This is a genomic window from Paenibacillus sp. FSL A5-0031 (assembly GCF_001956295.1).
Taxonomy (GTDB): domain Bacteria; phylum Bacillota; class Bacilli; order Paenibacillales; family Paenibacillaceae; genus Pristimantibacillus.
Genome location: NZ_MRTD01000002.1, coordinates 273,502 through 297,911, shown reverse-complemented (window position 1 = coordinate 297,911; position 24,410 = coordinate 273,502). Strand labels below are relative to the sequence as shown.

The 24,410-nt window shown below is 46.1% G+C and carries 25 protein-coding genes; 16 read left to right on the top strand and 9 right to left on the bottom strand.

Annotated elements, in window-relative coordinates:
• Positions 1–67 precede the first annotated feature (67 nt).
• Positions 68–790, bottom strand: coding sequence for an amino acid ABC transporter ATP-binding protein (locus tag BK120_RS04800; RefSeq protein WP_076266347.1), 723 nt, complete (start codon positions 788–790; stop codon positions 68–70).
• Positions 783–2,288, bottom strand: coding sequence for an ABC transporter substrate-binding protein/permease (locus BK120_RS04795; RefSeq protein WP_076266346.1), 1,506 nt, complete (start codon positions 2,286–2,288; stop codon positions 783–785). The genes BK120_RS04800 and BK120_RS04795 overlap by 8 nt, the downstream gene beginning before the upstream one ends.
• A 364-nt stretch (positions 2,289–2,652) precedes the next feature.
• On the opposite strand from BK120_RS04795, the gene BK120_RS04790 reads away from it, so the two are divergent.
• Genes BK120_RS04790 through BK120_RS04780 form a run of 3 tightly spaced genes read left to right on the top strand, consistent with a single transcriptional unit; the run spans position 2,653 to position 4,614 of the window.
• Entirely contained in the window at positions 2,653–2,976 is a 324-nt protein-coding gene (locus BK120_RS04790) for a hypothetical protein (protein WP_076266345.1), read from the top strand.
• On the top strand, positions 2,946–3,770 hold the full coding sequence (gene yidC, locus BK120_RS04785) for a membrane protein insertase YidC (protein ID WP_076266344.1): 825 nt from the start codon (positions 2,946–2,948) through the stop codon (positions 3,768–3,770). Before BK120_RS04790 ends, yidC begins: the two co-directional genes overlap by 31 nt.
• A gap of 19 nt (positions 3,771–3,789) precedes the next feature.
• Entirely contained in the window at positions 3,790–4,614 is an 825-nt protein-coding gene (locus BK120_RS04780) for a sugar phosphate isomerase/epimerase family protein (protein ID WP_076266343.1), read from the top strand.
• An 83-nt stretch (positions 4,615–4,697) separates the two neighbouring features.
• Here BK120_RS04780 and BK120_RS04775 read toward each other — a convergent pair whose 3' ends face one another.
• Complete coding sequence (locus BK120_RS04775) at positions 4,698–5,240, bottom strand: DUF5673 domain-containing protein (protein ID WP_076266342.1); 543 nt, start codon at positions 5,238–5,240, stop codon at positions 4,698–4,700.
• Positions 5,241–5,786: 546 nt separating this feature from the next.
• Between BK120_RS04775 and BK120_RS04770 the strand changes: the two genes are divergently transcribed.
• The 3 genes from BK120_RS04770 to BK120_RS04760 are packed head-to-tail and all read left to right on the top strand — an operon-like array spanning position 5,787 to position 8,870.
• Positions 5,787–6,992 (top strand): AraC family transcriptional regulator, encoded by a 1,206-nt coding sequence (locus BK120_RS04770; RefSeq protein ID WP_305953869.1) that lies wholly within the window; start codon positions 5,787–5,789, stop codon positions 6,990–6,992.
• A gap of 43 nt (positions 6,993–7,035) precedes the next feature.
• The gene (locus BK120_RS04765; RefSeq protein ID WP_076266340.1) at positions 7,036–8,052 is read left to right on the top strand and encodes an ABC transporter substrate-binding protein; all 1,017 of its coding nucleotides are present in this window, start codon (positions 7,036–7,038) and stop codon (positions 8,050–8,052) included.
• A complete protein-coding gene (locus BK120_RS04760; protein ID WP_076266339.1) occupies positions 8,049–8,870 on the top strand; it encodes an alpha/beta hydrolase in 822 nt (273 codons plus the stop codon). The genes BK120_RS04765 and BK120_RS04760 overlap by 4 nt, the downstream gene beginning before the upstream one ends.
• Positions 8,871–8,943: 73 nt before the next feature.
• Here BK120_RS04760 and chrA read toward each other — a convergent pair whose 3' ends face one another.
• The 3 genes from chrA to chrS are packed head-to-tail and all read right to left on the bottom strand — an operon-like array spanning position 8,944 to position 10,564.
• Positions 8,944–9,489 (bottom strand): chromate efflux transporter ChrA, encoded by a 546-nt coding sequence (gene chrA / locus BK120_RS04755; protein ID WP_076266338.1) that lies wholly within the window; start codon positions 9,487–9,489, stop codon positions 8,944–8,946.
• A complete protein-coding gene (gene chrB / locus BK120_RS04750; protein WP_305953868.1) occupies positions 9,476–10,114 on the bottom strand; it encodes a chromate efflux transporter ChrB in 639 nt (212 codons plus the stop codon). Before chrB ends, chrA begins: the two co-directional genes overlap by 14 nt.
• Positions 10,115–10,564 carry a chromate efflux transcriptional regulator ChrS gene (gene chrS / locus BK120_RS04745; protein ID WP_076266622.1) on the bottom strand — a complete coding sequence of 150 codons (450 nt, stop codon included), beginning with the start codon at positions 10,562–10,564 and terminating at the stop codon, positions 10,115–10,117.
• A 288-nt stretch (positions 10,565–10,852) separates the two neighbouring features.
• Between chrS and ggt the strand changes: the two genes are divergently transcribed.
• From ggt to BK120_RS04720, 5 genes are all read left to right on the top strand, one after another.
• A complete protein-coding gene (gene ggt, locus BK120_RS04740) occupies positions 10,853–12,433 on the top strand; it encodes a gamma-glutamyltransferase (RefSeq protein ID WP_076266337.1) in 1,581 nt (526 codons plus the stop codon).
• 19 nt (positions 12,434–12,452) lie between these two features.
• A complete protein-coding gene (locus tag BK120_RS04735) occupies positions 12,453–13,646 on the top strand; it encodes an amidase (RefSeq protein WP_076266336.1) in 1,194 nt (397 codons plus the stop codon).
• Between the two features lie 19 nt (positions 13,647–13,665).
• Entirely contained in the window at positions 13,666–14,526 is an 861-nt protein-coding gene (locus BK120_RS04730; protein ID WP_076266335.1) for a fumarylacetoacetate hydrolase family protein, read from the top strand.
• Between the two features lie 67 nt (positions 14,527–14,593).
• On the top strand, positions 14,594–15,292 hold the full coding sequence (locus tag BK120_RS04725) for a pirin family protein (RefSeq protein ID WP_076266334.1): 699 nt from the start codon (positions 14,594–14,596) through the stop codon (positions 15,290–15,292).
• Positions 15,293–15,378: 86 nt separating this feature from the next.
• On the top strand, positions 15,379–15,705 hold the full coding sequence (locus BK120_RS04720) for a hypothetical protein (RefSeq protein ID WP_076266333.1): 327 nt from the start codon (positions 15,379–15,381) through the stop codon (positions 15,703–15,705).
• Between the two features lie 200 nt (positions 15,706–15,905).
• Here the strand turns inward: BK120_RS04720 and BK120_RS04715 are convergent, their stop codons facing one another.
• Positions 15,906–16,037: a DUF4023 domain-containing protein gene (locus BK120_RS04715; protein WP_076266332.1), complete on the bottom strand. Its 132-nt coding sequence runs from the start codon at positions 16,035–16,037 to the stop codon at positions 15,906–15,908.
• A gap of 241 nt (positions 16,038–16,278) precedes the next feature.
• Between BK120_RS04715 and BK120_RS04710 the strand changes: the two genes are divergently transcribed.
• Both BK120_RS04710 and BK120_RS04705 read left to right on the top strand, forming a co-directional pair.
• Positions 16,279–16,941, top strand: coding sequence for a hypothetical protein (locus tag BK120_RS04710; protein WP_076266331.1), 663 nt, complete (start codon positions 16,279–16,281; stop codon positions 16,939–16,941).
• Positions 16,942–17,106: 165 nt separating this feature from the next.
• Entirely contained in the window at positions 17,107–17,337 is a 231-nt protein-coding gene (locus tag BK120_RS04705) for a cold-shock protein (RefSeq protein WP_053373644.1), read from the top strand.
• Between the two features lie 133 nt (positions 17,338–17,470).
• Here BK120_RS04705 and BK120_RS04700 read toward each other — a convergent pair whose 3' ends face one another.
• Positions 17,471–19,093: a response regulator transcription factor gene (locus BK120_RS04700; RefSeq protein ID WP_076266330.1), complete on the bottom strand. Its 1,623-nt coding sequence runs from the start codon at positions 19,091–19,093 to the stop codon at positions 17,471–17,473.
• Entirely contained in the window at positions 19,090–20,946 is a 1,857-nt protein-coding gene (locus tag BK120_RS04695; protein ID WP_076266329.1) for a sensor histidine kinase, read from the bottom strand. The genes BK120_RS04700 and BK120_RS04695 overlap by 4 nt, the downstream gene beginning before the upstream one ends.
• 187 nt (positions 20,947–21,133) lie before the next feature.
• On the opposite strand from BK120_RS04695, the gene BK120_RS04690 reads away from it, so the two are divergent.
• From BK120_RS04690 to BK120_RS04680, 3 genes are all read left to right on the top strand, one after another.
• The gene (locus tag BK120_RS04690) at positions 21,134–22,021 is read left to right on the top strand and encodes a carbohydrate ABC transporter permease (protein ID WP_076266328.1); all 888 of its coding nucleotides are present in this window, start codon (positions 21,134–21,136) and stop codon (positions 22,019–22,021) included.
• Positions 22,021–22,854, top strand: coding sequence for a carbohydrate ABC transporter permease (locus tag BK120_RS04685; protein WP_076266327.1), 834 nt, complete (start codon positions 22,021–22,023; stop codon positions 22,852–22,854). Before BK120_RS04690 ends, BK120_RS04685 begins: the two co-directional genes overlap by 1 nt.
• Positions 22,855–23,003: 149 nt before the next feature.
• Complete coding sequence (locus tag BK120_RS04680) at positions 23,004–24,320, top strand: ABC transporter substrate-binding protein (RefSeq protein WP_076266326.1); 1,317 nt, start codon at positions 23,004–23,006, stop codon at positions 24,318–24,320.
• Positions 24,321–24,410: the final 90 nt, after the last annotated feature.

Below are 24,410 nucleotides of genomic sequence, written 5' to 3'. Positions count from 1 at the left end.
CGGCAGAATGAGCCGCAGAGCTTTGTTTAAATGTGCGTTTAGCACCTGTTATCCTTAATAAGCTTTTTTAAAGCACCTGTTCCAGAAAACGTGCAGCTCTCTCGCTTTGCGGCTTAGTGAAAAACTGCTCAGGCTTTGTTTTTTCAACAAGCTTGCCGTTATCTAGGAAATAAATCGTGTCCGCGGCTTCGCGGGCAAACTTCATCTCATGCGTAACAATAAGCATCGTCATGCCGCTGTCGGCAAGGCTGCGAATAACATTAAGCACCTCTTTGACCATCTCTGGATCAAGCGCTGAGGTTGGCTCATCGAACAGCAGGATGTCGGGCTCCATCGCTAAGCTTCTTGCGATCGCAACGCGCTGCTTCTGACCGCCGGATAAGCGGGAAGGATAACTATCTGCTTTGTCCGAGAGACCTACGCGAGCTAGCAGCTCCATCGCTTTCTTACGCGCTTCATCCTGCGATACTCCTTTGACCTGAATGGGTGCGAACGTAATATTGTCGATCACGGTCATATGCGGGAATAGGTGAAAATGCTGGAATACCATGCCGATTCGCTGCCGCACGCGGGCAATATTTGTTTTGGGATCGGTAATAGCTGTTCCATCTATTGTAATCTCGCCGGAAGTCGGTGTCTCCAGCATATTTAAACAACGTAGAAAGGTGGATTTCCCTGAGCCGGATGGTCCGATTAGAGCAACGACCTCTCCTTTTTCAACGGTTGTTGTAATTCCTTTTAGCACTTGGTTTTTGCCGAAGGTTTTTGTTAAGTCGGTTACATTAATCACTGCGGCGCAGCCTCCTTTCAAGCATTCGAGCAAACGATGTTAAGACAAGCACAAGCACGTAATAGATTGCAGCAATAAATAATAATACTTCGATGGAGCGGAACTCAGTGGAGCGCACCACATCTGCACGGCGCATCAAATCAGATACCCCGATGACAGACACGAGTGACGATTCCTTAAGCAAAGCAACACATTCGTTCACGAGCGCCGGCAAAATATTACGAAGCGCCTGCGGGAATATAATGCGAAGCATCATCTTCCGGTACGGAATGCCGAGTGCAATAGCAGCCTCACGCTGCCCTTTGTCTACGGCCATAATGCCGCCGCGGATCGTTTCTGACAAATAGGCAGCTGAATTGAGTCCGAAGGCAAGGCCAGCAGCCATTAACGCAGGTATATCGTAATTGAATAGCTGTGGCGTTGCATAATAAATAATGGTCAGCTGTACAAGCAGCGGCGTGCCGCGGAATATAGATGTATAAGCGGTTGCGAACCACTCGAGCGGCTTAATGCCGGATATTTTGAATAGGGAAAGCACTGTACCCCACACAAGCCCGAACAATGCGGAGACAAGGGTGAAGAGCAGCGTGACATATACACCCTTCAGAATATAAGGAGTGTATCCCTTCAGTATACTGAAGTCGATGTTCAAATTAAGAAGAGAATTGGATTCTTCCTTCTCAGCAGTAAACCATTTCTGCACGATTTCATCGAGCTTGCCGTCGTCCTTCATTTCGGAGAGGACACCGTTAAACTCGTTCACAATAGTGGACTTCTTAGGAAATGCAATGGCGTAACCATTTTCCGCCGATTCAGCTGGCAGGAAATGCATCGCCAAACCCGGGTTAAGGTTGGTCATCTCAATGGCGACAGCGTCTTCTACGATAGCCGCATCGACACGGCCGGAGTTCAGCTCTTGAATAAGATCCGGAATCTTATTAAGTTTCTTAAGCGTGGCTCCTTCAATCGTTTCTGCGTAAAGATCCTGTGTGGAGCCAAGCTGCGTCGCGACTAGTTTACCCGATAAAGAAGCTTCTGTTTCGAGCGGTGCAGACTTCTTTGAGACAATCGTATTGCGGGCAGCGTAATACGTATCAGAGAAATCGACATTTTGCCTGCGCTCATCCGTGGCGGACATTGCGGACATGACGAAGTCGACTCGGCCGGTCTGAAGCGCAGCAACAAGCCCATTGAAATCCATGTGTGTGATTTCCAGTTCGTATCCTAGCTGACTAGTGATATACTTGGCTATATCGATATCCAATCCAACGAATTCGCCGTTGTTTTTGGCATCGACGCTTTCGTAAGGTGGATAATCGGCAGATGTGCCCATTATGAGCTTCTTTTTTTGACCATTAACTGGAGCGCTCGATGCACTCTCTGCACTAACGGAATAAGTGCTGTTTTTCCCCATAGGGAAGGCTTGTCCGAGTCCGATTAGCAGAACCGTAAAGACGATAAGCGATAAATAAATGACTTTAAGCTTTTTTCGATTCATGGTGTCCTCTTTCTTCTAAGGTGATAGGTTTAACAGGCTTATCTGTCATCACGAGATGAGTGTATATTGATAAAATAGCTCCGTTTCAGCCGTATGCGCCTGCAACATTAGAAATTATATGGTGTTCACTATCCTTTGTAAATAACCAATGGTCCACTTTTGTGAAAATTTCAGCATATTTATTAATACCCACTTATATTTATGCTGAATAATTTATGCGAAAAGACTGCATTTATTGAAGAAATGAGTGCCTGCCATTTTTGTTTGCATATTCGAGATTTTGACAGTCGTAATTTGATCAGAATTACTGTTATAATATCCAGATAGAAAGAAAACTATTTTCAGATGAAGGGAGGTGAGTACATTGTTCGAGCTTGAACTGCATGACATCATACCGTATCTCATTTCAATCAGCCTGCTTTGTTCATTAGCGTATGCTTACGCTTCGCATCTGCATTCTGGTGCCTATGAGTACTGGGAACGGAATCAGGTTGTAAGTATAATGTATAGTTTGCTGCCGCAGGTATTGATTCGTTCAATTCCGCTGCATCATTGGTTAGTTCGCAAGGTAAAGCGGAAAGAATCGCCAGATGATGACATAGCAGACTGTTCCAACTCGTTTGTTCAGCTATTTTCAAACAAACGAGGAGGATTTTTATGCAAACGAACAATGTATTCACTTCTTTAAAATACGGACGTGTATTAATGGCCGGTTTGATGCTGGCAGGGCTGCTTCTAGTTAGCGGCTGTAGTACGGCTAGTGGTACGATTGATGGAAATACACCGGGTATTTTTAACCACTATGTCATTTACCCATTATCAGCGGTGCTTCAATATTTGGCTGATATGTTTGGCGGAAATTACGGCTTTGCGATTATTGGCATTACACTTATGATCAGACTTGTTCTACTGCCGCTCATGATGCGCCAGTATCGCTCTCAGAACCAGATGAAAACAAAGATGGCTATCCTTCAGCCGGAGCTCAAGCAGCTCCAAGATAAGTACAAAAACAAGTCAGATGCAGCATCAAAGCAGAAGCTGCAGCAGGAAACGATGCAGCTTTACCAGAAGCATCAGGTGAATCCGCTCGCTATCGGGTGTTTGCCAATGCTCATTCAGATGCCGATATTGATGGGTCTATATTCCGCAATCAAGCTTACGCCAGAGCTGGCGGATCATTCGTTTCTTTGGTTTAAGCTAGGCTCGCCAGATATTGTGCTGCCGATTATCGCAGCGCTCGTTTATTTTGTACAATTCAAGGTTTCGCAGACGACGCAGCCAAATGCGAATGCTGCACAGCAGAAGCAGATGGCTTTCATGGGTTACCTGTCTCCGATACTGATGGGCGTATTCGCTCTATCGGCACCGGCAGCGATCTCACTTTACTGGGTAACAGGTGGGTTGTTCATGATTGCGCAATCTTATTTAGCCAAAAAAGTGTACGCGCCGAAGGTGGATGTCGCACTCGAGGGCAGCGCCTAAATTTGAAGGAGACGATCAGATGTCAGTCGGTGTACTCGCTCATTTATTCGGAAGCTTGCCGTACAAGGAGCTTGCTCCTAAGGTTGCGGAGAGCGGCTTCAGCCATGTGCAGCTAGCTTTGTGGAAGGGCATTAGCGATGTCGATTTCAGCAAGCCTGGGAACTTAAGCCCAGGTCTTGCGAATGCCATCGGCGAGCAGTTCGATAAGTATGGCGTTTCGATTTCAGTGCTTGGCTGCTATGTTCATTTATTTGAACGTGACGAGCAGCTGCGCCGTGCCAATGTGAATCGATTCAAGGAGCTGCTGCGTTATGCGAAGTATTTCGGAGCGCCAATGGTAGCTGCGGAAACGGGACGGAATGAAGGCGGAGACTACACAGACCGAGATTGGTCCGTGATGAAGGCGACATTAGAGGAGTTAGTAGAGGAAGCGGAGAAGTGGGGCGTCTTTGTCGGTTTAGAGGCGGCAAACGACCATTTGATTGGAACGGCTCCTGAGCTGGCTCGGATGCTGGGGGAGGTTCCTTCCTCCAATATCGGTGTCGTTATTGATCCTGGCAATCTGCTGACATCTTCTAATTTTGCGAGGCAGGATGAGGTCATTGAGCAAGCGTTCGAGCTGCTCGGTGATCGTATTATCGCGGCTCATGCGAAGGATCGCATGCTGCTCGGGAGTGGCGAACTGGCTACCGTAACTGCTGGCCTCGGACAGATGAATTATGAGCTGTATATGAAGCTTTTGAATCAATATAAGCCGCATGTACACATCATCATGGAAGAAGCGAAAGAGCATCAAATGGCGGAGTCAAAGGCTTATATAGATGGAATTCGCGCGCGGGTATAAGGACATAAAACCGAAAAAACAGTAGACCATGGGATTCCCGTGGGCTGCTGTTTTTGTTTTTTTATATTGGCAAATAGCCCGTCCTATTCAGTTGGGATTTCAACTACATTACTTGAAGTCGGAACATTTCGAAGCAGCACAAGTAATTTTTTTTTTGAATCAGCATGAACTACTCCGCGAAAAACCTGATGTTTTGTATGGATGTCGAGTGAAAATTTTGTATGAAAAGGATCTGTTTCCGTCAATTGATAATAAACAACATCCTCCCAAGGGATGACTGTTTTTGCATGGTACACGCCATCTTCACCAATTGAATAATTGATTTTACCACCAGAGAATATAGTGGTGAGCATAATGGGAAAAACATACGCAAACCAGTGCTTATAAACGATATCCGTTAAACCAAAGATAAGCAGTATCCATAAGGTCGTAACCATAACTACATACAACAGCACCGTGAGAGTGAATTTTTTGTCGGGAATAAGGAAAGATGGATTATATACTTGAACATTTTTTTTGGATTTTTTAAATATCAGATATTGTTTATGCTCATTGTAGAAGGACCAAATGAGGATCAAGCAGCTGAGGATGTTCAATAATAATGTAAACAAAAAATCGATGTGCAATTCGGTCGCTCCTCGTATATTTGCTGTAGTTGTTAGTATAAAGGGAAATATCCGATAAGGTAGAGGAGATACTGAAAGCAGTTGAATAAGAATTGTTACTCTTCCATTGATTATAGGGATAACAATACTTTTGTACCAAGGGACTAAATTCCTATTTCATTTAAATTATATTTGATTTAAAAGAGCGCAAGCAACGAAATATAGTTTGGTAATTTCCGAAAGAGGTTTTGCGTGCATTAACTAAACGCAGAGAAAATACTACTAGAAGATGAGTTTGTTACAGAGAATCATGGAATTATGATGTACGAGCCTCTACTGGGTGATGAAGCGTATTCTATTAACAGTAAAGGATAAGTTGGCAAAATAAATCGTTGTACAAAGAACTAATACTCACGATAATAAACATGAAGCCCTTCGCATAAAGGGCTTATTTGCATTGTTAATTGATAATGATTATCACCACTGATATACTGAAAATAATAATATTTAAGTAGAGTCCTGCGTAAATAATGAATCTATTTGTTTTAGGGCAGGCTTAGGGGGAATATGATGGACTCAGATAACAGTCTTCTAGAGGAGGAGCGCATTCGGTCGCCCCGGGTGGATTTGTTGAATATCCGAAGCTTTATGGAGGAGCATTACCATGAGCCTTTATCCGTTGACCAACTGGCTAAACTGGCCAACATCAGTCCTAAATATTTTGTAGACTTGTTCAAAAAAACGTACGGTCAGAGCGCAATCGATTATTTGACGAATCTTCGCATCAATCGTGCCAAAAGATATTTGACCGAGTCGGATTTGCGGCTGAGGGAAATTGCATTGAAGGTAGGATATAGCGATGAGTTTTATTTTAGCCGGAAGTTTAAGAAAGAGGTTGGCGTCTCTCCCTCTGCTTTTATAAAAAATCCTAGGCGGCGCATCGCCGCTTATTCGCCTGCCATCATGGGGCAATTGCTAGCGCTGAATTTGATACCTGCAGCTGCTCCGCTTGATTCAAAGTGGACGCCATATTACTACAATGTCTATCAAAACGAGATTAAGCTGCATATGAGCTATGGCGAGGAGAACAGCGGGACAGAATTAAATAAGTTAATAACAGCCAGACCGGATGCCATTGTTGCAGGAGATGTTTTGCTGGAAGAGGAGAAGCAGAAGCTTGCTGGCATTGCCCCGACGTTATTTGTGCCTGCAAAGCAGACAAGCTGGCAAGAACAGCTTCATCAAATAGCATTATTTGTTGGGCGAGACCGTCAAGCCAAAGCATGGATAGAAGACTATAATCGGAAAGCGGCTTTTGCTAAACAAAAAATGGAAGAAGCAGTAGGCAAAGAAACTTTTGCCGTAATCCGCATTAATGGCAATGGCCTTCATATGTACTGCAACAGGGCAATTCATGATGTGCTTTATGAGGATTTGAGACTGAATCCCGCTTATAAGGGAGAGAAGCTCTACAATAAAGAAATATCCTTGAAGCAGCTTGAAGAGATTAATCCGGATCACTTACTGTTATTGGTCTGTCCAGAGAGGGCTTCACGTACGTATTGGCTAACGCTTCAACATCAAGTAGAATGGCGCAAGCTGAAAGCAGTAGAGAAAGGCAGCAGTTATCTTATTCCGTCTGATCCATGGTGTGAATACTCTGCTTTTGCCATTAATCGAATGCTGGATGAGATGCTGCTTCTATTCACAGGATATTGTCCAAACTCATATGCGGATAAAGTCCATGGAAGCACCCGTGCGCATGAAATATAATCTTCTTAAATGAGAAACGTTATCACAGGAGGAGATTATTTTTATGCAGGCCAGAGACTATTCATTCATTAAATCGTTCAAAAAGGGTGCACTAGTGCTGCTCGTATTCATACTGAGCATCAGCCTTCTAACCGCATGCGGCTCGCAGGGCGAAACGGAATTGACTAATCAAGAAACAGCAGTCCCGAACGAAACCGCAGCTTCTGAAGGAACGGAGACAACAGCTTCAACTAGGGTAGTGACAGATGAGCTGGATCATGAGATTACGATTCCGACTAAGCCTCTTAAAGTTTTTGCTCCATATATGGAGGATTCCATGATTGTCTTAGGCGTTAATCCGGTGGCGCAATGGGCAGATGGGAAAAATGGGCAGTTATATTTGCAGGATCAATTGGCAGATGTGCCTAAAGTTAACTTTGTTGGCGGGCTTCCGCCCGCACCAGAGGTAGTCATGGCTTTTGAGCCGGATTTAATTATTTTGCATACAGCCTTCTATGCTGAAAATGGCGTTTATGAGAAGTACTCCAAAATTGCGCCTACTTATGTATTTAAAAACGCAGCAGGTGATCTGGTAAGCTCAGTCACAAAGCTTGGCGATTTGCTGGGCAAAGGGGCAGAGGCAGAACAGGCGCTGAAGGATTATGAAAAGAAGAAAGAGGAAGCGAAGGCAAAGCTTGCGCCTGTGGCGGAAGGTAAGAAGGCAGCACTTATCAATTTTAATGGAAAAGGCATGTATATGATTGGCGGCAACTATTTTGGCGGATACGTTCTATCGCATGAACTGGGTCTTGGAAAGAGCAAGCTGGTAGAAACGAAGAACAGTATGGATGTTTCACTTGAAATTATACCGGACATAGATGCCGATTTTATTTTTACAATGAACAACAAAGGTACGGGAACTGCAAATATGAAGGAGCTCACCGACAACGCGATCTGGAAGAACACGCCATACGCCAAAGCTGGCCATGTTTATGAGGTTGACGATACTTATTGGACAGGAAGCGGACTGATTGCTTATGGAAAAATCATCAATGATGTTGTGACGCTGCTTGCACCATGAGTCATAACAATATTAGCAACCACTACGTCGAAGGCCGTTTTGAGCAAGTCATTTACTCAAATCATAAGCAGTTGGAGTATCGAATGATGATAGCCATTCCGAGCGAGCCGCCTCCGGCAGAGGGCTATCCAATTATTTATGCTCTGGATGGGGATGCTGTATTCGCTACCTTTGCGGAGGCCGCTCGTCTTCAAACACGCAAGCCGCATGGTTATGATCCTGTAGTTATAGTGGGCATCGGTTACCCTTCAAGGGAACCCTTTGAGATGAGCAGGCGATGTTATGATTTCACAATGCCAGCAGAGGTTCAGAACCTGCCTGCTCGCCCGAATGGGCAGGAGTGGCCAGAGCATGGGGGCGCGGATGCGTTCCTCCAATTTATTGAGACGGAGCTGCGCCCCGCGATTGAGAAACAATATCCGATTAATACGACAAGACAAAGCCTGTTTGGGCACTCGCTGGGAGGTTTGCTAGTCCTTCATGCCTTATTTACAAGGCCTCAAGCATTTCAAAACTATGCAGCAGGGAGTCCCTCTATTTGGTGGAATCATCATGCTGTGCTGGAGGAAGCCGAAGCTTTTGAGAAGAGTTTCATAATAGAGGGCAATCTACCGAGGCTGATGCTGACTATTGGTGCAGACGAGCTTCCGGCTATGGTGAAGGATGCAGAACAGCTTGCTGAGCGGCTGCTGCCCCTTGCGGAAAAAGGCTTTTATTCTGAAATGGTGAAATTTTGTGATGAGAGTCATGTCAGTGTGCTGCCAGCGGCAATTAGCAGAGTATTGCGGTTTGCGTTATCGAGCAATCATAAGGGATGATTATTTAGTTTGAGAAAACCTCTAGGGCGAACCCCAGTAGACATTTGCTACTGGGATTCGCCCTATTAGTTATTTATAGTACGTTCAAATGAGGAATAACAAGACCGCCATAGGCGAATGCGATAACGATGACGATGGCAGGATGAATTTTGCGGAACTGCATCGCCCAGAAAGCGACTGCTGCAATAATGAGTGATTGCACAATTCCGATCGATTCGATAGAGCTTTCAGCCATTTGCCATGTAAGCAGCAGCATCATTATGGCAATTACGGGCTGTACAAGCAGCGTCATTCCTTTGACTACAGGCGATTGACGATGCTTCTGCAGCACCTTAAGAAGCAGAATGAGCGCGACAGCGGAAGGAACAATCGTTGCAGCTAATGCGACAATTAAGCCGATCCAGCCGCCGACATCGTAGCCGACAAAGGCGGCAATTTTAGTCGCAATCGGACCTGGGAGTGCGTTGCCGAGTGCCAGTATGTTTGAGAACTCTACTGGTGTCGTCCACTGATGATTCGTTACAATCTCCCTGTACATCAGCGGAATGGAGGCTGGTCCGCCCCCGTAGCCAAGCACATTAGCGATAAAAAACCCGATAATTAAATTAATCCATTCCACGCGTTATGCCCTCCTTCTGCTGGTTGCTTCGGAGCTGCTTCTGCTTTTTTTTGCGCTGAAGGGCTGCAACTGTTTTCAGATGAAAAGCACCGTAACCAAGAAATAAAAGAATGACGATAGCAGGATGAATATGAATGCCTTGCAGCAGTCCAAATGCTAATGCAAAAAAACCAAAACCGACGTATTTGCCAAGCCCTTTGACGGCACGTTCTCCGAATTCATAGGCCATCATGCCAAGCATGACAGCGATGACAGGCGTTACCGCACCGATCATACCTTGTATGAAGGCTGCGCTGCTGAGGAATTGAACCGTCGTTAATAGCAGAATCATCGCAACAGCTGAAGGAATGATATGGGCGAGAACAGACACGATAGCGCCTAGAGTACCTTTTTCACGATACCCTAAATAGGCGGCAATCTTTGTTGCAATCGGACCTGGCAGTGCATTCGCAAGCGCAAGAATTTCGCCGAATTCCTCATCTTCAATCCATTTATAGTTCGAAACTGCCTCATATCGAATCAGCGGGATAACGGACGGGCCGCCCCCGTAGCCAAGAATACCTGTCTTCATCATCGCCCATGAAAGCTGCATGTAGCGGTTATTCATTATTTTGCCAGCCATCATCTACAGCCTCATTCCCATTCGACTCTTGTAACGATTAATTAACACCTGACAATCGACGCTCATAATGCCGGGCAGTGTGTAAAGCTTATCTTTGAGAAAATGCTCCATCTCCTGATTGTTGCGAAACAGACCATGCATATGCAGTTTGCTTGGTCCAGTCATATGGTAGAGGCTGGTGACAAACGGCTCTGTCGAAAGCTGATCAGCAACGGTGTGCAGATGCTTAGGCTCTACTTCTACATTGAAAAAAGCCGATACATTTATTCCGATTCGCTCAGGGTTAATGACAGCCGTAAAACGTTCGATGACACCGCCATCCATCAACGCATTAATCCGAGATTGGACAGCTACTCGCGACAATCCAATCTCCTTCGCTAAATCTGTGTAAGATATTCTTCCATTGATATTGAGCTCAGCAATGATTTTACGATCAATATCATCAATTTCCATTATTTTTGGTTCGTCAAAAGGCCTTTCTTGCACTTATTCATCAGCTCCAATTTTATTTCATTATTTTGCAAGGTGTCTTGTAATACCGAGTTTTAATTACCATATGTATAAATATATACACATCACCATTCGTTTTCAACACAATTAATAAAAAGAAGTTACATTTTTATTGCCTATCATTCTCTGAGGTGGTATTTTAAAAGAATACACAATGTTATATTATCTAACATATAAATAAGTGAATTGCGAGTTTGATTAGAGTTATATCCATTTTTAGGGGTGGTAGATATGAATCAATCGGTCATCGGAACCAAAGCTATGGTTGTCAGCCCTCATTATTTGGCTACTGCGGCTGGCGCTCGTATGCTTGCGCAAGGTGGGAATGCTTACGATGCAGCTGTCGCTGTGAGCGCATGTCTTGCCGTCGTTTATCCGCATATGACAAGTCTTGGAGGAGACTCCTTCTGGCTCGGCTATCATCATAGTGAAGGAAAGGTGCGCGGCTATAATGCCAGCGGCCGATCTGGTTATAAAGCTAGTATTAGTGCTTACGATGGCTTGGCGGCGATTCCGAATCGGGGCATTGGCAGTATCGTAACGGTGCCCGGCATGGTCGATGGTTGGGATGCGGTTCACCGAGAGTATGGCAGACTGGACTGGGCGCAGGTGCTGGCACCCGCTATTGATTACGCCGCGAATGGCTTCCCCATGTCAAATGATCAATATCAAAATACGGTTCATAATGAAATTGTTCTTGCGAGAACACTCGAAACAGCAGATATATACTTGCCAAACGGGCAGGTGGTTAAAGTTGGCGAGCGATTTAAGCAGCCTGCGCTTGCGAAGACGCTGCGCCGTTTAGCTGAATTTGGGCGCGATGAATTTTATAAAGGCGAAACCGCAATGGAAATGACGAGTTTTTTGGGCAAACAAAATGGTCTGCTTGCCGCAGATGATTTTGCGGATCATCATGGCGACTGGGTGCTCCCGATTGAGGGCACTTACCGAGGGTATACGCTTCATCAGATGCCTCCCAATTCACAAGGCTTCTCTGCTATTATGGCACTTCAAATACTAGAGCAATTTAAGCTCGGTGAAATTGAACATGGCTCCCATCATTATTATCAGCTGTGCGTCGAGGCATTAAAGCTAAGCTTCCGTGACCGGAACAAATATTTATCAGACCCTGCATTTACGAGCATACCGCTTGAGCGGCTCTTGGATAAAAACTATGCGGCAGCGCTTGCTGCTTCAATTGAGTTAAACCATGCTTCATGCGAGAAATCAGAGGTGTTGGGCAGCGATACCGCCTATGCGGCAGTTGTGGATGAGGAAGGGAATTCCGTCTCCTTCATTCAAAGTCTGTACTTCGAGTTTGGATCGGGCATCGTAGCGGGCAATACTGGTGTTTTATTGCAAAACCGCGGCTCTTTTTTCTCGCTTGATCCGAATCATGTGAACAGTCTGAAGCCAGCTAAAAGGACATTTCACACCTTAATGCCAGCGATGGCATGTCGTGATGGCAAGCCTGCTGTGCTGTATGGCACGCAAGGCGGCGAGGGCCAGCCTCAGACGCAAACGGCGATATTTACCCGGATGATTGATTATGGCATGAATCCTCAGCAAGCGATAAATGAACCTAGATGGGTATGGGGCCGAACGTGGGGAGAGCCAACGCAGGAGCTGAAAATAGAAGGACGTGTTTCTGCAGACGTACTAGCATCGCTGGCGCAGGCAGGCCACACGGTGAAGAAAGTGAAGGACTTCGACGGCATTATGGGCCATGCCCATGCGATTATGCGAGATGAGCAAGGGTTACTGCAAGGCGGATCGGACCCGCGCTGCGATGGCGCAGCAATGGGATGGTAAAGAGGAGGCGGGGATCTTGATGAAGCAAAGCAGCTGGAATGCGTATGCGACGGAACAGCTTGAGATAGAGCCTTTAGCTGAAGGTGTCTTAAGCGGTAAAACGTATGCGGCAAAAGATGTATTCGATATTGCTGGACATATCTCAAGTGCAGGCAATCCCGACTGGCTGCGAACACATGACGAGGCAGATAAGCACGCTTCAGTCATAAATCGGCTGCTTAGAAGCGGAGCGACATTAAAAGGAACGACCATTACGGATGAATTGATGTACAGCATCAATGGAGAAAATGCTCATTATGGAACCCCGGTGAATCCTAAAGCGTTTGGCCGGATACCCGGAGGCTCCTCCAGCGGATCAGCTGTTGCGGTGGCGGCAGGATTAGCAGACTTCGCTATTGGAACGGATACGGGAGGCTCCATTCGAGTGCCATCCGCCTATTGTGGAATTTATGGAATACGGCCTACGCATGGTGCAGTGGATACGAATGGGCTTATACCGCTGGCGCCTAGCTTCGATACGGTAGGCTGGATGGCCCGAGATGCGCAGACATTGCTTCAAGTGGGCGGTGTACTGCTTGATGAGCAAGGGAGCAGTAAGGAGACATTCACGCGAATGGTGTTTGCTAAGGATGTCTGGGCATTGACGGATGAGCATACATCTACAGCTTCGTCGCAATATTTTCCAATGCTGCATGGTCTAGCCCAGAGGCATGAACAAGCCGTCATTGCGCCAAACGGGCTGCGAGAGTGGGTGAATGCTTTTCGGATTATTCAAGGATTAGAGATTTGGCGTGAGCATCGGGACTGGATATTGCGCGAGCAGCCTGCCTTCGGACCGGGCATAGCGGAGCGGTTTGCTTGGGCGAGCACGCTGCGGCAAGAGGATAGTGGTACAGCTTTCATTATTCGGGAAGAAGCGCGGGCGCTTATGGATGAATGGCTTGGAGAGGATACGGTGCTCGTTGTGCCCACCGTGCCTGCGATAGCGCCGCTGCTAGGATTATCGGGCTCGGAGGTTGAGCAGCGTCGCGCGCGAACGCTCGAAATGAGCTGTTTAGCAGGGCTGGCTGGGCTTCCTCAGATTACGGTTCCGATTGCAGGCGAGCTGGGTTGTCCGATTGGTCTATCCTTCATTGCGGGTAGAGGTCAGGATATGAGGCTGTTGAAATGGGTAGCTGATCACGTCTCGACACGAATAAAGCCATTAAGCTAAAGAAAAGGAGCTGCTGGCAATGAAAATATCAACGGTAAAAAGGAATGGCAAGGAGCTCGCTGCGATACCAAGTGCAGAGGGCCTTGTTCTTATAGAAACGATTAATGAGGCGGAGAATGCCAGCTGGAGTACAGAGCTGTTCGAGCTTATTCGTTTGGGCGAGCTGAGTCTTTTAACAGAATGGTACGAAAGAGAAGGGAAGGAAAAGTTGAAGCGATTGCCGGCGATTCCTTATGAGGATGTACAGTACGCTCCGCTATACCGTCACCCTCGCAAAATTTGGGGTATCGGCATGAACTACGTAAAGGATGCGGCAGAATTAGCGTTGGCGGACCCAAATGAAGAGCCAGTCAGCTTCATCAAGCCGGATACGACGATTATCGGTCCGCTTGATGCGATACATATTCCAGAGGGAGTTGGGAAAATCACAGCAGAAGCTGAACTTGGCATTATTATCGGAAAAACCTGCAAAAATATATCAGAAGCTGAAGTGTATGACGTCATTGCCGGGTATACGACGACAATTGACGTTACGGCAGCTGATATTCATGCTAGACATCAGAGGTTTTTATCGAGGGCCAAAAGCTTCGATACCTTTTTCAGCTTCGGGCCGGAGTTCATTACGAAGGATGAGTTTCCTGATTTGTTAGAGCTGAATGTGGAAACCGCAATCAATGGCGAGGTCGCACATCGCAATAAGGTATTCAATATGAAGTTCCGCCCTTTTGCAGCTGTTGCTTTTCACTCCAGAGTGATGACGCTGCTGCCGGGCGACATTATGATGACAGGAACACCAGGCGCTGTCGTTATTCGCGACGGAGATATAGTAGGCTGTCATATCAATGGTTTCGAGCCGCTGCTGAATACTGTTCAATTTTAGCTTGCTCGGAGAATGAAAAACTGCTATATATAAGTAAGTAAATAAAAACTTGTTTGGAGGAGAGACGATGATCGACGTATTCCCCGCGGCATCGCGGCATTCGGCGGATCTAGGCTGGCTGCGCAGCCACCCAAGCTTCTCATTCGGAGCTTATCATGATCCGAATCGAACAGGCTTTAGTGTGATGCGTGTGTGCAATGACGATTATTTGGCTCCGGAAAAAGGTTTTGGCGCGCATCCACATAGCGACATGGAAATCGTATCTATCGTTTTGAATGGCCGCATTAGACATGAGGATAACATGGGCAACTCGGTCGTGTCCTCGTTTGGCGAGGTGCAACGGATGTCAGCTGGCACGGGCGTTATCCACACGGAATTTAACGCATCAGAAGATCAAGAGCTGCGTTTGCTCCAGCTGTGGTTCATGCCGCAGGAACGAGGAATGAAACCTTCTTATGAAGCGAGCCGATTCGATGTAGACAAGCTGCATAATGCACTGCTTCCTGTCGTTTCAAATCAAGAATTGGAACAGGTTGCCTCGATAAATCAGAATATGACGATTTATCTGAGCAAGTTGGAGCAAGGAAATCAGCTTGAATACGTTGTTGAACCGGGACGCAAGCAATTTATATATATTATTGAAGGTGAAATGTCGGTTCACGGCGAAACGCTTTTTACCGGTGATGAGGCACAAATTGAGGCAGCTGAGGAGCTTACACTCACCGCTGCGGCTCCAGCCTTTTTTATGCTGATCGATTTGCCTTAGGCTTTCGAAGTAAGTTTGCATTCGCAAACTTAAGCATACGCTTTCGAAGTAAGTTTGCATTCGCAAACTTTTGAGGAGGGATAAAAATGAAACAAACGTTTCTTGTTAAACACGCGGTGGGTGGTCGGATGTTTATTGATTCGAATAAGCTGGAAGTGCCCTATACGCTTGTTCCACAGGGGGAAGGCTGGCGATTCACGGTTTCTGTGCCATGGAGCGAAAGTATCGAAGAGCTGCTTGCGCATAAAGCGGAGCTGAACGTGTTTGTTTTCCAAGAGTTTGACGATCAGCCAACGCTAAAAACGTGGTATTACGTCAAAGACGGTCCAGTTGAATATAACGCTGACCAGAACAGTCTCACGATTGTAGCGGATTCTCATATCGCCTATTACCCTCACGAGTATTCGGTTTAAAAGCGTGAGGCAATCATGTGCTATTATCAATTTGTTCACATAGACCAGTCAGACATGTTTTCACATGTAGGGCTGGTCTTTATTTGTATCCATACATGTCGGAGTTGTCCTGCGATTGAAAGAGATGACCTTCTCCGGAAAGCAAGAAAGGTGCTGCCACCCTGCGGCGACAGCACCTTATCTAAGCCTTATTCAATCATTTATTTATTGGTGCTGTGCTGCTTATTTACAAGTCTCTCTGCAGGGTTGCCGTTGCCGTTTCTTCTTTTGTTGAGTTCGGCTTTACGTTGCGTAGCCTGTACCTTTTGAACAAATTCACTTGTGCTTTCCAATTGTATTTCCTCCTCGTTTTTTTGGCATTCTTTCCAACTTCCTTAATTAGAATATCCAACATTCAAAAAAACTGGCGTTAGCGTCATTTATTTTGAGAAAATCGATTGATTGCAGAATCGAGCTCCCTTATGATACCGATATATACTACTATGTTGATGCAGTCATCCACGTTTAACTATATAGGGAAGCTTTAAATTCGAATGCACTTCAATTGATCATACGAGCGGAGCGAGAATAATCATGTTTAGAGTCATAGCGAGGGCGCATATGAAAGAAGGCTTCGAGATGGAGGCCATCGAAGCGGCAAAAAAGTCAGATGCTATACAGCAGCTAATAGAGCAAGGGGAGATTATGACGGTTGGCTGCTTCCAATGGGAGCGAAATGTGTTCATTTACTGTGAGTGCATCGAACGAGTGCTCGAGCCCGAAGAGCTGCTTCCAGAGATGGCTGCTTTTTTGGAGGATTGGCCTGGACATTCAGCTGCGCGAAAATGGATTCCGATGATTGATGTCTTCCATTTTAACGAGCCAGCCAGTTATGATCATTGGCTTCGCAAAGAAACAGTTGAACGGCGTGTTGGAAGAGTTGCGCACTTAAAGCCGGAAATGGCAGCAAGCTATATTTATTTTCATTATCAGCTCCAAGAGGAGCGGGCTTTCCATGGGCCGAAGTATGAAATCATTGCGATGCATGAGAATTTGCTGTTTGGTTATCAGGAATTTCCTGCCGTCGTCGAGGAGCCCATATTGCCAGGGAAGCTTAGTACGACAGGGACTCCTGTTAATTGGAGCGATTCTAGAATGGATCTTCATTTTCAACCTTGGGAGGATGGGCATTTGTATTTCAAACCGATTGAGCAGCTGTTTGCGCATTACTGCCACTCTCCAAAAAAAAGGCGCTAAAATATAGGCTGATATTTGCCTTTATTGGACGAAATATGGTACAATAAAATCAATTGCAAGTTTGAAGCAAATATTCACAATACACTGCTGTTTATAAATGATAACTGCCCCTTACTCTAAGTTCGAGGCAGTTTTTCCTTTTTTATCGCGAAGGGGGCTGACCATATGTACAATCGTAAAAAACCGCTTGAAGAAATTCCGGAAGAAAACACGAAGGTATGGACATGCGAGACGGAAGGGTGCAACAGTTGGATGCGCGATAACTTTGCGTTTGATCACGTTCCTACTTGTTTAATCTGCCATGAACCAATGGTCAGTGGCGAGAAGATGCTGCCCGCGCTCAATAACTCCAATAGTGACATGAAGACGTTGAAGAAGGGTACACCGATTATGTAGGTGTCTTTCTCAGACAAAGAGAAGCTGAGTTTGGCTCGGTTGGTTAACGCCAATTGAACGAAGCTCAGCTTTTTTTTGCTTTTGAATCAATTTATGGAGCTGACTTTATCCCTTATGCGAGAGCAGGTTTCCGCTAACTATCCCCGTTGTAATGGTGTTTCCTATAGTCGTTGGGAGAGCAGTTCGTACGTTTCTTGAAGACGCGGCTAAAATATTTCTCATCCTGAAAGCCTACCAGCTCTGCAACCTGAGCGATCTTTAACTGCCCGTTCGCCAAAAGCTCCTTTGCCCGCTTGATCCGAACCTCCGCAATAAAATCGGATAAATTGCCATTCGTCTCCTGCTTGAATTTGCGTGAAATGTATTCTCTGCTTAAATAAAAGCGCTCGGATATATCCTGCAGCGTGATTTCCTCGTGAGGATGCTGTTCAATATAGGCAGCGATGTCCTCAATGACACTACGTTCCTTGTCATGTTCAGCCAAACGCAAGGAAACGTCACACGTTTCTGTAAAAACGCCCTGTTTCCACTGCTCGTAATCAAAAAAACCATTGGCATCCAAGGATAAGAGTGTCTGATCCTCAATTAATTCGGATTTGTTTCCAGTTTTGCTTTTGTCGCTTTTGTATTCCCATATAGACTTGGCGAATTCGAATTGCTGACGCCAGTTCATTAGCTGTTCTTGCGAGATGAAGCCTGCTTGATCAAGGGAATCGAACCAAGGCTTTAAAGCGCGGCGGATTTGTTCTTTGTTGCCGCTTTGCACAGCAAATTTTATTTTTTCTTCATGCTCGCTAAAGAGCAGAAGTGTGTTTTTGTGCTGATGAACTGCTGCCTCAAAAGTATGGCAATACGAATCGTTAACGAGCAAATTCCGGCGCAAAAGCGCATGCTTCGCTTGTTGATAAGCGGAGGCTGCTGATGAAGGAAAGGCTGCAGCATGCCCGAGTCCAAAATGAAACCGCGTCTTCAATATCACAAATATCGCATCGTTCATTTCCTTGATTAACGCAGGCGCCAGCTCTCCATCTCCCCAAAACAGCAGCAATAGCTCTTGCTCCTGTCCGCGGTGGCGAAGCGCGAAGCCGATTTTTTTTTCCTTTAGAAATTCATTGCATATATTCGTCAAAGAGAACAGCAGCAAATCGAGTCCTGAGGCAAATTTCTCTCTAATGAACGGAGAAGCAAGCTCAAGCTTGACCAGTGCAATACGTGCACGAGGTATAGGTTTCGTAATTCCTAACTCCAGTCTGAGCGTATCTGCAAAGCTCGAGTAGGAGCCAGGTTCGTTGATCATTGCCGAAAAATATTGCTCCAAGTACATCGGCTTAAGCTGATTAAGCTCGATATTCATCCTCGTCTTGCGGCATCGCTCCTGCTCCTCCGCGGTATAGCAGCTCACCGCTTTCGCTAATGCACTAACGAGCTGCTCCGCATCAATGGGCTTCAAAATATAATCGATTCCGCCGTATTTGACCGCATGGCGAACGAGGCTAAAGTCGTCATGGCCGCTAATGACGATGATTTTGCTGGCAGGCGCATGCTCAGCTGCCCATTGCAGCAGCTCCGTGCCATTCATATTTGGCATCATCATATCGGTGAAAATAATTTCTGGCCGTTCCGTGCGAATTAAAGCAGTAGCGGCGATACCGTCTTGTGCCTCAAGCAGTGTATCGATGCCGTAATCATCCCAAGGGACGAGCAGCCGTATCGCTTCCCTCACATGCTTCTCATCGTCAATGATTAATGCCTTCATCGTTCATTCTCCTTCGCCAGCGGAATATGAATCGTAACGGAAAAGCCATGCGGCTTCACGTGACGCAGCTCCATAGCAGCCGTTTTGTTAAAATGCAGGCGCAGACGCGAAAGCACGTTAGGCAGGCCAATTCCGCCCTCTTCTTGATCATTCGGCTGCCCGGTTCCGATGGGAGGCATTTTCTCCAGTTGAAGCCGCACCTCTTGAAGCCGATCCTCGGACACGCCGCAGCCATTATCTTGAACCGTAATCGAAAGCCATTCCCCTTGTTTATCCAAAACGCTGGTAATCAGAAGCTCCGAAGGCTCCTCCGATGATTGCACAAACCCATGCTTAAAAAAGTTTTCGAGCAGCGGCTGCAAAATCATTTTTGGAACGAGTATTTGCCTTGTCTGCTCATCAATTAGCAGCTGCACATGGAGAGCTGTGTCAAAACGCTGTTTCTGCAAATCAAGATAGGCCTGAACATAATCGAGCTCCCGGCGCAGCTCCACGACCGAGTCCATGGCGTTCATGTGATAGCGCATCATTTTCCCAAGAGACGTAATGAGTGAATACGCTTTGGTGTCGCCGTGCTGCAGTGAAACGGTACCGATCGATTGCAGTGCATTATAGAGAAAGTGCGGATTTACCTGAGCTTGCAGCGCTTTCAACTCATTGGTTTTATTGGCAATCTCAAGCCGATATTCGGTCAAAATGAGATTGTTGATAGTCTGCATCATCGAGCGGAACCGCCTTGCGAGCAGGCCGATTTCATCATTGCTGTGTATGTCGATCGCTACATTCAAATTGCCCGTCTCAATCTTGTTCACATAACCGATTAAGCGAAGCAGCGGCTTCGTAAACCGAATTGAAATGAACAAAGTGGCTAATACGACAATGGCTAGAAAAGCGATTCCGACTGCCGTATTAATGCGGGCAATCCGATCGGCAGCGCTGAAGAGATGCTTGTAGGGCGTCTGTTTGATTAAATACCAGTCCATGTAAGGCGTCTTAATCCGATCATAAAAAATCATGCCCTTGAACGATTCCTCTTTCCAGTCAAAATGTCCGCTGTCCTGCCCGGAGCTGAGAATCGTCCCCAGCCAGCTCTGTTTAGCTGACGTACCGATTTCGTTTTTATCCGAAGAAAGCACGATTTGACCATTCGAATCCGCAATATAAAAGCTTTCCTCACCGCCGTCATAGAGCTGGCGATTTAAATCCTCTAATACATTCAATCTCACATCGATAGACAATTCAGCAAGCAGCTCATCACTTGGAGCGAGGAAGATCGGACGATGGAGCGTAAATACCATCTCCTCGCTTGCCGAAGATTTGAGATCAACGAGTCCGTAATTATGGCTCATATGCGTAGGCTCTATATAAGCTTTCTTAAAGGTTTGTGGAATGGGAACATTATTTCGCCCAACCTTAATGTCGTCATTCCATAGTAAATACGTTGCGTTTTGGTTGACCGCATAAAGCCTTACTTTATGAAATTCGCTGACGCTTTGATACATGTTGTACAAATGATCCTTCAGCAGGTTGCGATTGCGGATGACGTCGGTAATATCGTTCGGGAATACCTCATCCTCCATGCTGTGCTCCAAAATATAATACAAGGAGCGCGGAACGTTCATCGCGTTGTAGACAGCGAGCGACTTCTGATTGATGTTGTTCATGTAGTTCATAATGTTGGTTTTCCCGAGCGACAGCAGTCGATTGTTGCGAGCAATCGCATCCTCTGTAATCGATTTGGTTGTCGCATTATAAGAGATGATCATCGAGGTTGCAATCGGCAAAATCGTAGCTGCGAGCAGCAAAAGCATGAGCTTTTTGCGAATCGTGTTAAATGGCTTAATCGTATTCATGATCACAATCGCCCGCTTTCTGTCTAAGTCACTCTTGCATAAACACAGTAACCGATCCTGCTGCGGATGGTCAATATAGTCCACCTACCTTATCATCATCCTCTGTGGTTTGATGGGGGACTCGGTTTTATACTGTGAATATCAACAGATACATTGACACATAGGGAAGAGAAAGGGGACGAGAATGATGTCCAAAAAAATCAAGTGGAACGAATGGATACAGCAAACGGTATTTGTTGGACCGGGACTCATTGCCTTTATATTGATTGTGCTTGCGCCATTCGTGATGGGTTTTTACTACACCTTTACGGAATGGAACGGGATGGACCTCGGCAACGCCAAATGGGTAGGAATGAAAAATATCGTTAAGATTTTCTCTGACGATGAGCGTTTTTGGAATGCATTCTGGTTTACGACTAAGTTTACGGCTGCCGCGGTTATCGTCACCAATCTGCTGGCATTTCTGTTATCTCTGCTGCTTACGCGAAACCTGAAGAGCCGCAACATTTTGCGAACCGTATTTTTTCTGCCTAACGTAATCGGGGGACTGCTGCTCGGCTACATCTGGTATTTTATATTCGTAAGAGGCTTTCGGGCTATCGGCGAAGCGACGGGCTTCGGATTTTTTAACCTTCAGTGGCTAGGTACTCCGAATACTGCCTTTTGGGGCATCGTTATCGTATTCGTATGGCAGACGGCAGGGTATATGATGATTATTTATATCGCAGCTATGATCAGTGTGCCGAAGGATTTAATCGAGGCCGCCAAAATCGACGGGGCAGGAGCTTGGCAAATGCTGCGTTCAGTCACCGTGCCGCTTATTATGCCAGCCATTACGATCTGCTTGTTTCTTACGACATCAAACTCGTTCAAAATGTTCGATTTGAACCTGTCGCTCACCGCTGGCGGTCCTGGCAATGCAACGGAGTCGATCGCGCTAAACGTTTACCGCGAGGGGCTAGTTAACAACCGTTATGGACTTGGAACAGCGAAAGCGATGATTTTCTTCTTCGGCGTAGCTTTAATTACGGTCACGCAGGTATGGTTCACGAAGAAGAAGGAGGTGGAGGCGTAATGGAAAACAAACAGCGCTATACACCTCTCATTTTATTGCTCGAAATTATAGGTATCGCGGCTGCGCTCATTTTCTTGGCACCGTTCTACTTTTTGATCATCAACTCGTTTAAGGAGCTCAAATTTATTTTGCTCAACGCCGCTTCGCTGCCGGAGAAGCTGGGGCTGGACAACTTCAAGCGCGCATGGGTTGCTATCGATTTTCCGACGGTGTTTCTGAATTCGTTTATGGTGACTTCGATTAGCGTCCTTATGCTTGTCATCGTCAGTTCCATGATGGCTTATCGCTTAGTTAGGCGTCCGACGACCTTTAATAAAATATTGCTGACGGTACTTATTGCTGCCATGATCATTCCGTTCCAATCGGTTATGCTGCCGCTGATGCGCATTACGTCGATGTTCGAATTGCGCGGTCATTTGTATGGTATCGTTATATGTTATATGGGCTTCGGCATTTCCTTATCGATGTTTCTGTATCATGGGTTCATTAAATCTGTTCCGCTAGAGGTAGAGGAAGCGGCGGTTGTGGATGGCTGCTCACCTTATGGCGTATTCTGGCGTATCGTGTTTCCGCTGCTGAAGCCAATCACGGTAACGGTCATTATTTTGAACGTGCTGTGGATTTGGAATGATTATTTGCTGCCAGTGCTCGTTATAAATGATAAGCTGACTACGATTCCGCTCGCCGTGCAAAAGTTTTTTGGCCAATATTTGCGCAAGTGGGATCTCGCAATGGCTGCACTCACGCTTAGTACGATTCCAATTATTTTGTTTTTTTTATTTTTGCAAAAGCACATTATTGAAGGAATTACAGCCGGTTCAGTTAAAGGTTAACGATAAAAAGTTTAATTATGGAAGTTATCAACATTTTACACCTAGAAGTACAATATATTCGGTGTTGTGCCACGTTGTTGCACAATTATAATGACGATGTAAGCGATACAAAAACGAAATGATATATAAAATTTGCGGGAGGTCATAAGATGAAAAAAGTTTCCTTACTTATGCTAGCTGCTATTATGCTCATCGTTCTGGCAAGCGGCTGTGGAAGCAACAACGGTAACGGCGGGAAAGCAACAAATGCACCAAAAGAAACTGAAAAAAACGGTGGAACAGAAGCGACGGCAGCGCCGAAGAAGGACGTTACCATTAAAGTGTTTCAATTCAAGGTAGAGATAGCTGACGCACTTGCCAAAATGGCTGCTGAATACGAGAAGGAAACCGGCGTAAAAGTGGAAATCGAGACACACGGCGGCGGGGAAGACTACAGCGCATTGCTGAAAGCAGAGCTGGCTGCCGGCGAGGAGCCGGAAATTTTCAACTCAAGCGGCTGGGCGGGCTTCGATCCTTACGTGGACCGTGCGACGGACTTGACTGGCGAGGCTTGGGCGAAGGATTTGGTTGAAGCATCAAAAGCACAAATTACGCGTGACGGCAAGCTGCTTGGCATGCCGATGAACCTTGAAGCTTATGGCTTCACCTACAATAAGGATCTATTTGCAAAAGCAGGCATCACCGACCTGCCGCAAACGCTCGAGGATCTAGAAGCAGCAGCTAAAAAGCTGAAGGATGCTGGCATCATTCCATTCGCGCTTACTTCGGAGTGGTGGTCGATGGGCATTCATACGCTAAATATCGCATTCGCTAACCAAGCTGATCCAGCGGCATTTATCGAAGATGTGAAAGCGGGCAAAGTGAAGCTGAAAGATGATCCGATCATGAAGCAGTGGATTCGCCTAGTGGACATTATGTTCGCGAATGGTCAAGACAATGCGCTGACAACGGATTACAATACGCAGGTAGCGGAGTTTGCAGCAGGCAAATATGCCATGATTCAGCACGGCAACTGGATTCAAGGCATGATTGATGAAATTGATCCCGCGCTTAACCTTGGCATGATGGCTGTCCCTCTTCAAGGCAAGCCTAACGTATTTACCGGCGTACCGAACAACTGGATCGTCAACAGCAAATCCGATCAAGTCGAAGAAGCGAAAGCATTCCTGAATTGGATGGTTACTTCGGAAACAGGCAAAAAATTCATTTCAACCGATTTCAAATTTGTACCGGCATTGTCCTCCATCGAGCCAAACCCAGAAGCGGTAGGCAAAATCGGCGGCGATTTCGCAACCTTCGCGAATGCGAGTCCAGAGCAAGTGAAAAGCTGGAACTGGGATCGTTTCCCAGACGGCATTACACAGCAATGGGGTGCAGCAATGCAAGAATATCTCGGCAAGCAAATTACCAGCGATCAATTGCTTGAGAAATTCGACAAAGCGGTACAGGATATCGTGAAAAAATAATAATTTGAGCAAGCAGAGGATTATGATGCTCCCGTATCTTCTATAATAGAAGAGGCAGCTCCTTAGGTTATTGACCTAAGGGGCTGCCTC

Excerpts from the sequence above, each read along its gene's own strand:
- BK120_RS04795 (WP_076266346.1), bottom strand. The coding sequence starts at position 2,288 with ATGAATCGAAAAAAGCTTAAAGTCATTTATTTATCGCTTATCGTCTTT.
- yidC (WP_076266344.1), top strand. The coding sequence starts at position 2,946 with ATGCAAACGAACAATGTATTCACTTCTTTAAAATACGGACGTGTATTA.
- BK120_RS04780 (WP_076266343.1), top strand. The coding sequence starts at position 3,790 with ATGTCAGTCGGTGTACTCGCTCATTTATTCGGAAGCTTGCCGTACAAG.
- BK120_RS04770 (WP_305953869.1), top strand. The coding sequence starts at position 5,787 with ATGATGGACTCAGATAACAGTCTTCTAGAGGAGGAGCGCATTCGGTCG.
- BK120_RS04765 (WP_076266340.1), top strand. The coding sequence starts at position 7,036 with ATGCAGGCCAGAGACTATTCATTCATTAAATCGTTCAAAAAGGGTGCA.
- BK120_RS04760 (WP_076266339.1), top strand. The coding sequence starts at position 8,049 with ATGAGTCATAACAATATTAGCAACCACTACGTCGAAGGCCGTTTTGAG.
- chrB (WP_305953868.1), bottom strand. The coding sequence starts at position 10,114 with ATGATGGCTGGCAAAATAATGAATAACCGCTACATGCAGCTTTCATGG.
- chrS (WP_076266622.1), bottom strand. The coding sequence starts at position 10,564 with ATGGAAATTGATGATATTGATCGTAAAATCATTGCTGAGCTCAATATC.
- ggt (WP_076266337.1), top strand. The coding sequence starts at position 10,853 with ATGAATCAATCGGTCATCGGAACCAAAGCTATGGTTGTCAGCCCTCAT.
- BK120_RS04735 (WP_076266336.1), top strand. The coding sequence starts at position 12,453 with ATGAAGCAAAGCAGCTGGAATGCGTATGCGACGGAACAGCTTGAGATA.
- BK120_RS04730 (WP_076266335.1), top strand. The coding sequence starts at position 13,666 with ATGAAAATATCAACGGTAAAAAGGAATGGCAAGGAGCTCGCTGCGATA.
- BK120_RS04725 (WP_076266334.1), top strand. The coding sequence starts at position 14,594 with ATGATCGACGTATTCCCCGCGGCATCGCGGCATTCGGCGGATCTAGGC.
- BK120_RS04720 (WP_076266333.1), top strand. The coding sequence starts at position 15,379 with ATGAAACAAACGTTTCTTGTTAAACACGCGGTGGGTGGTCGGATGTTT.
- BK120_RS04710 (WP_076266331.1), top strand. The coding sequence starts at position 16,279 with ATGTTTAGAGTCATAGCGAGGGCGCATATGAAAGAAGGCTTCGAGATG.
- BK120_RS04705 (WP_053373644.1), top strand. The coding sequence starts at position 17,107 with ATGTACAATCGTAAAAAACCGCTTGAAGAAATTCCGGAAGAAAACACG.
- BK120_RS04700 (WP_076266330.1), bottom strand. The coding sequence starts at position 19,093 with ATGAAGGCATTAATCATTGACGATGAGAAGCATGTGAGGGAAGCGATA.
- BK120_RS04695 (WP_076266329.1), bottom strand. The coding sequence starts at position 20,946 with ATGAATACGATTAAGCCATTTAACACGATTCGCAAAAAGCTCATGCTT.
- BK120_RS04690 (WP_076266328.1), top strand. The coding sequence starts at position 21,134 with ATGTCCAAAAAAATCAAGTGGAACGAATGGATACAGCAAACGGTATTT.
- BK120_RS04685 (WP_076266327.1), top strand. The coding sequence starts at position 22,021 with ATGGAAAACAAACAGCGCTATACACCTCTCATTTTATTGCTCGAAATT.
- BK120_RS04680 (WP_076266326.1), top strand. The coding sequence starts at position 23,004 with ATGAAAAAAGTTTCCTTACTTATGCTAGCTGCTATTATGCTCATCGTT.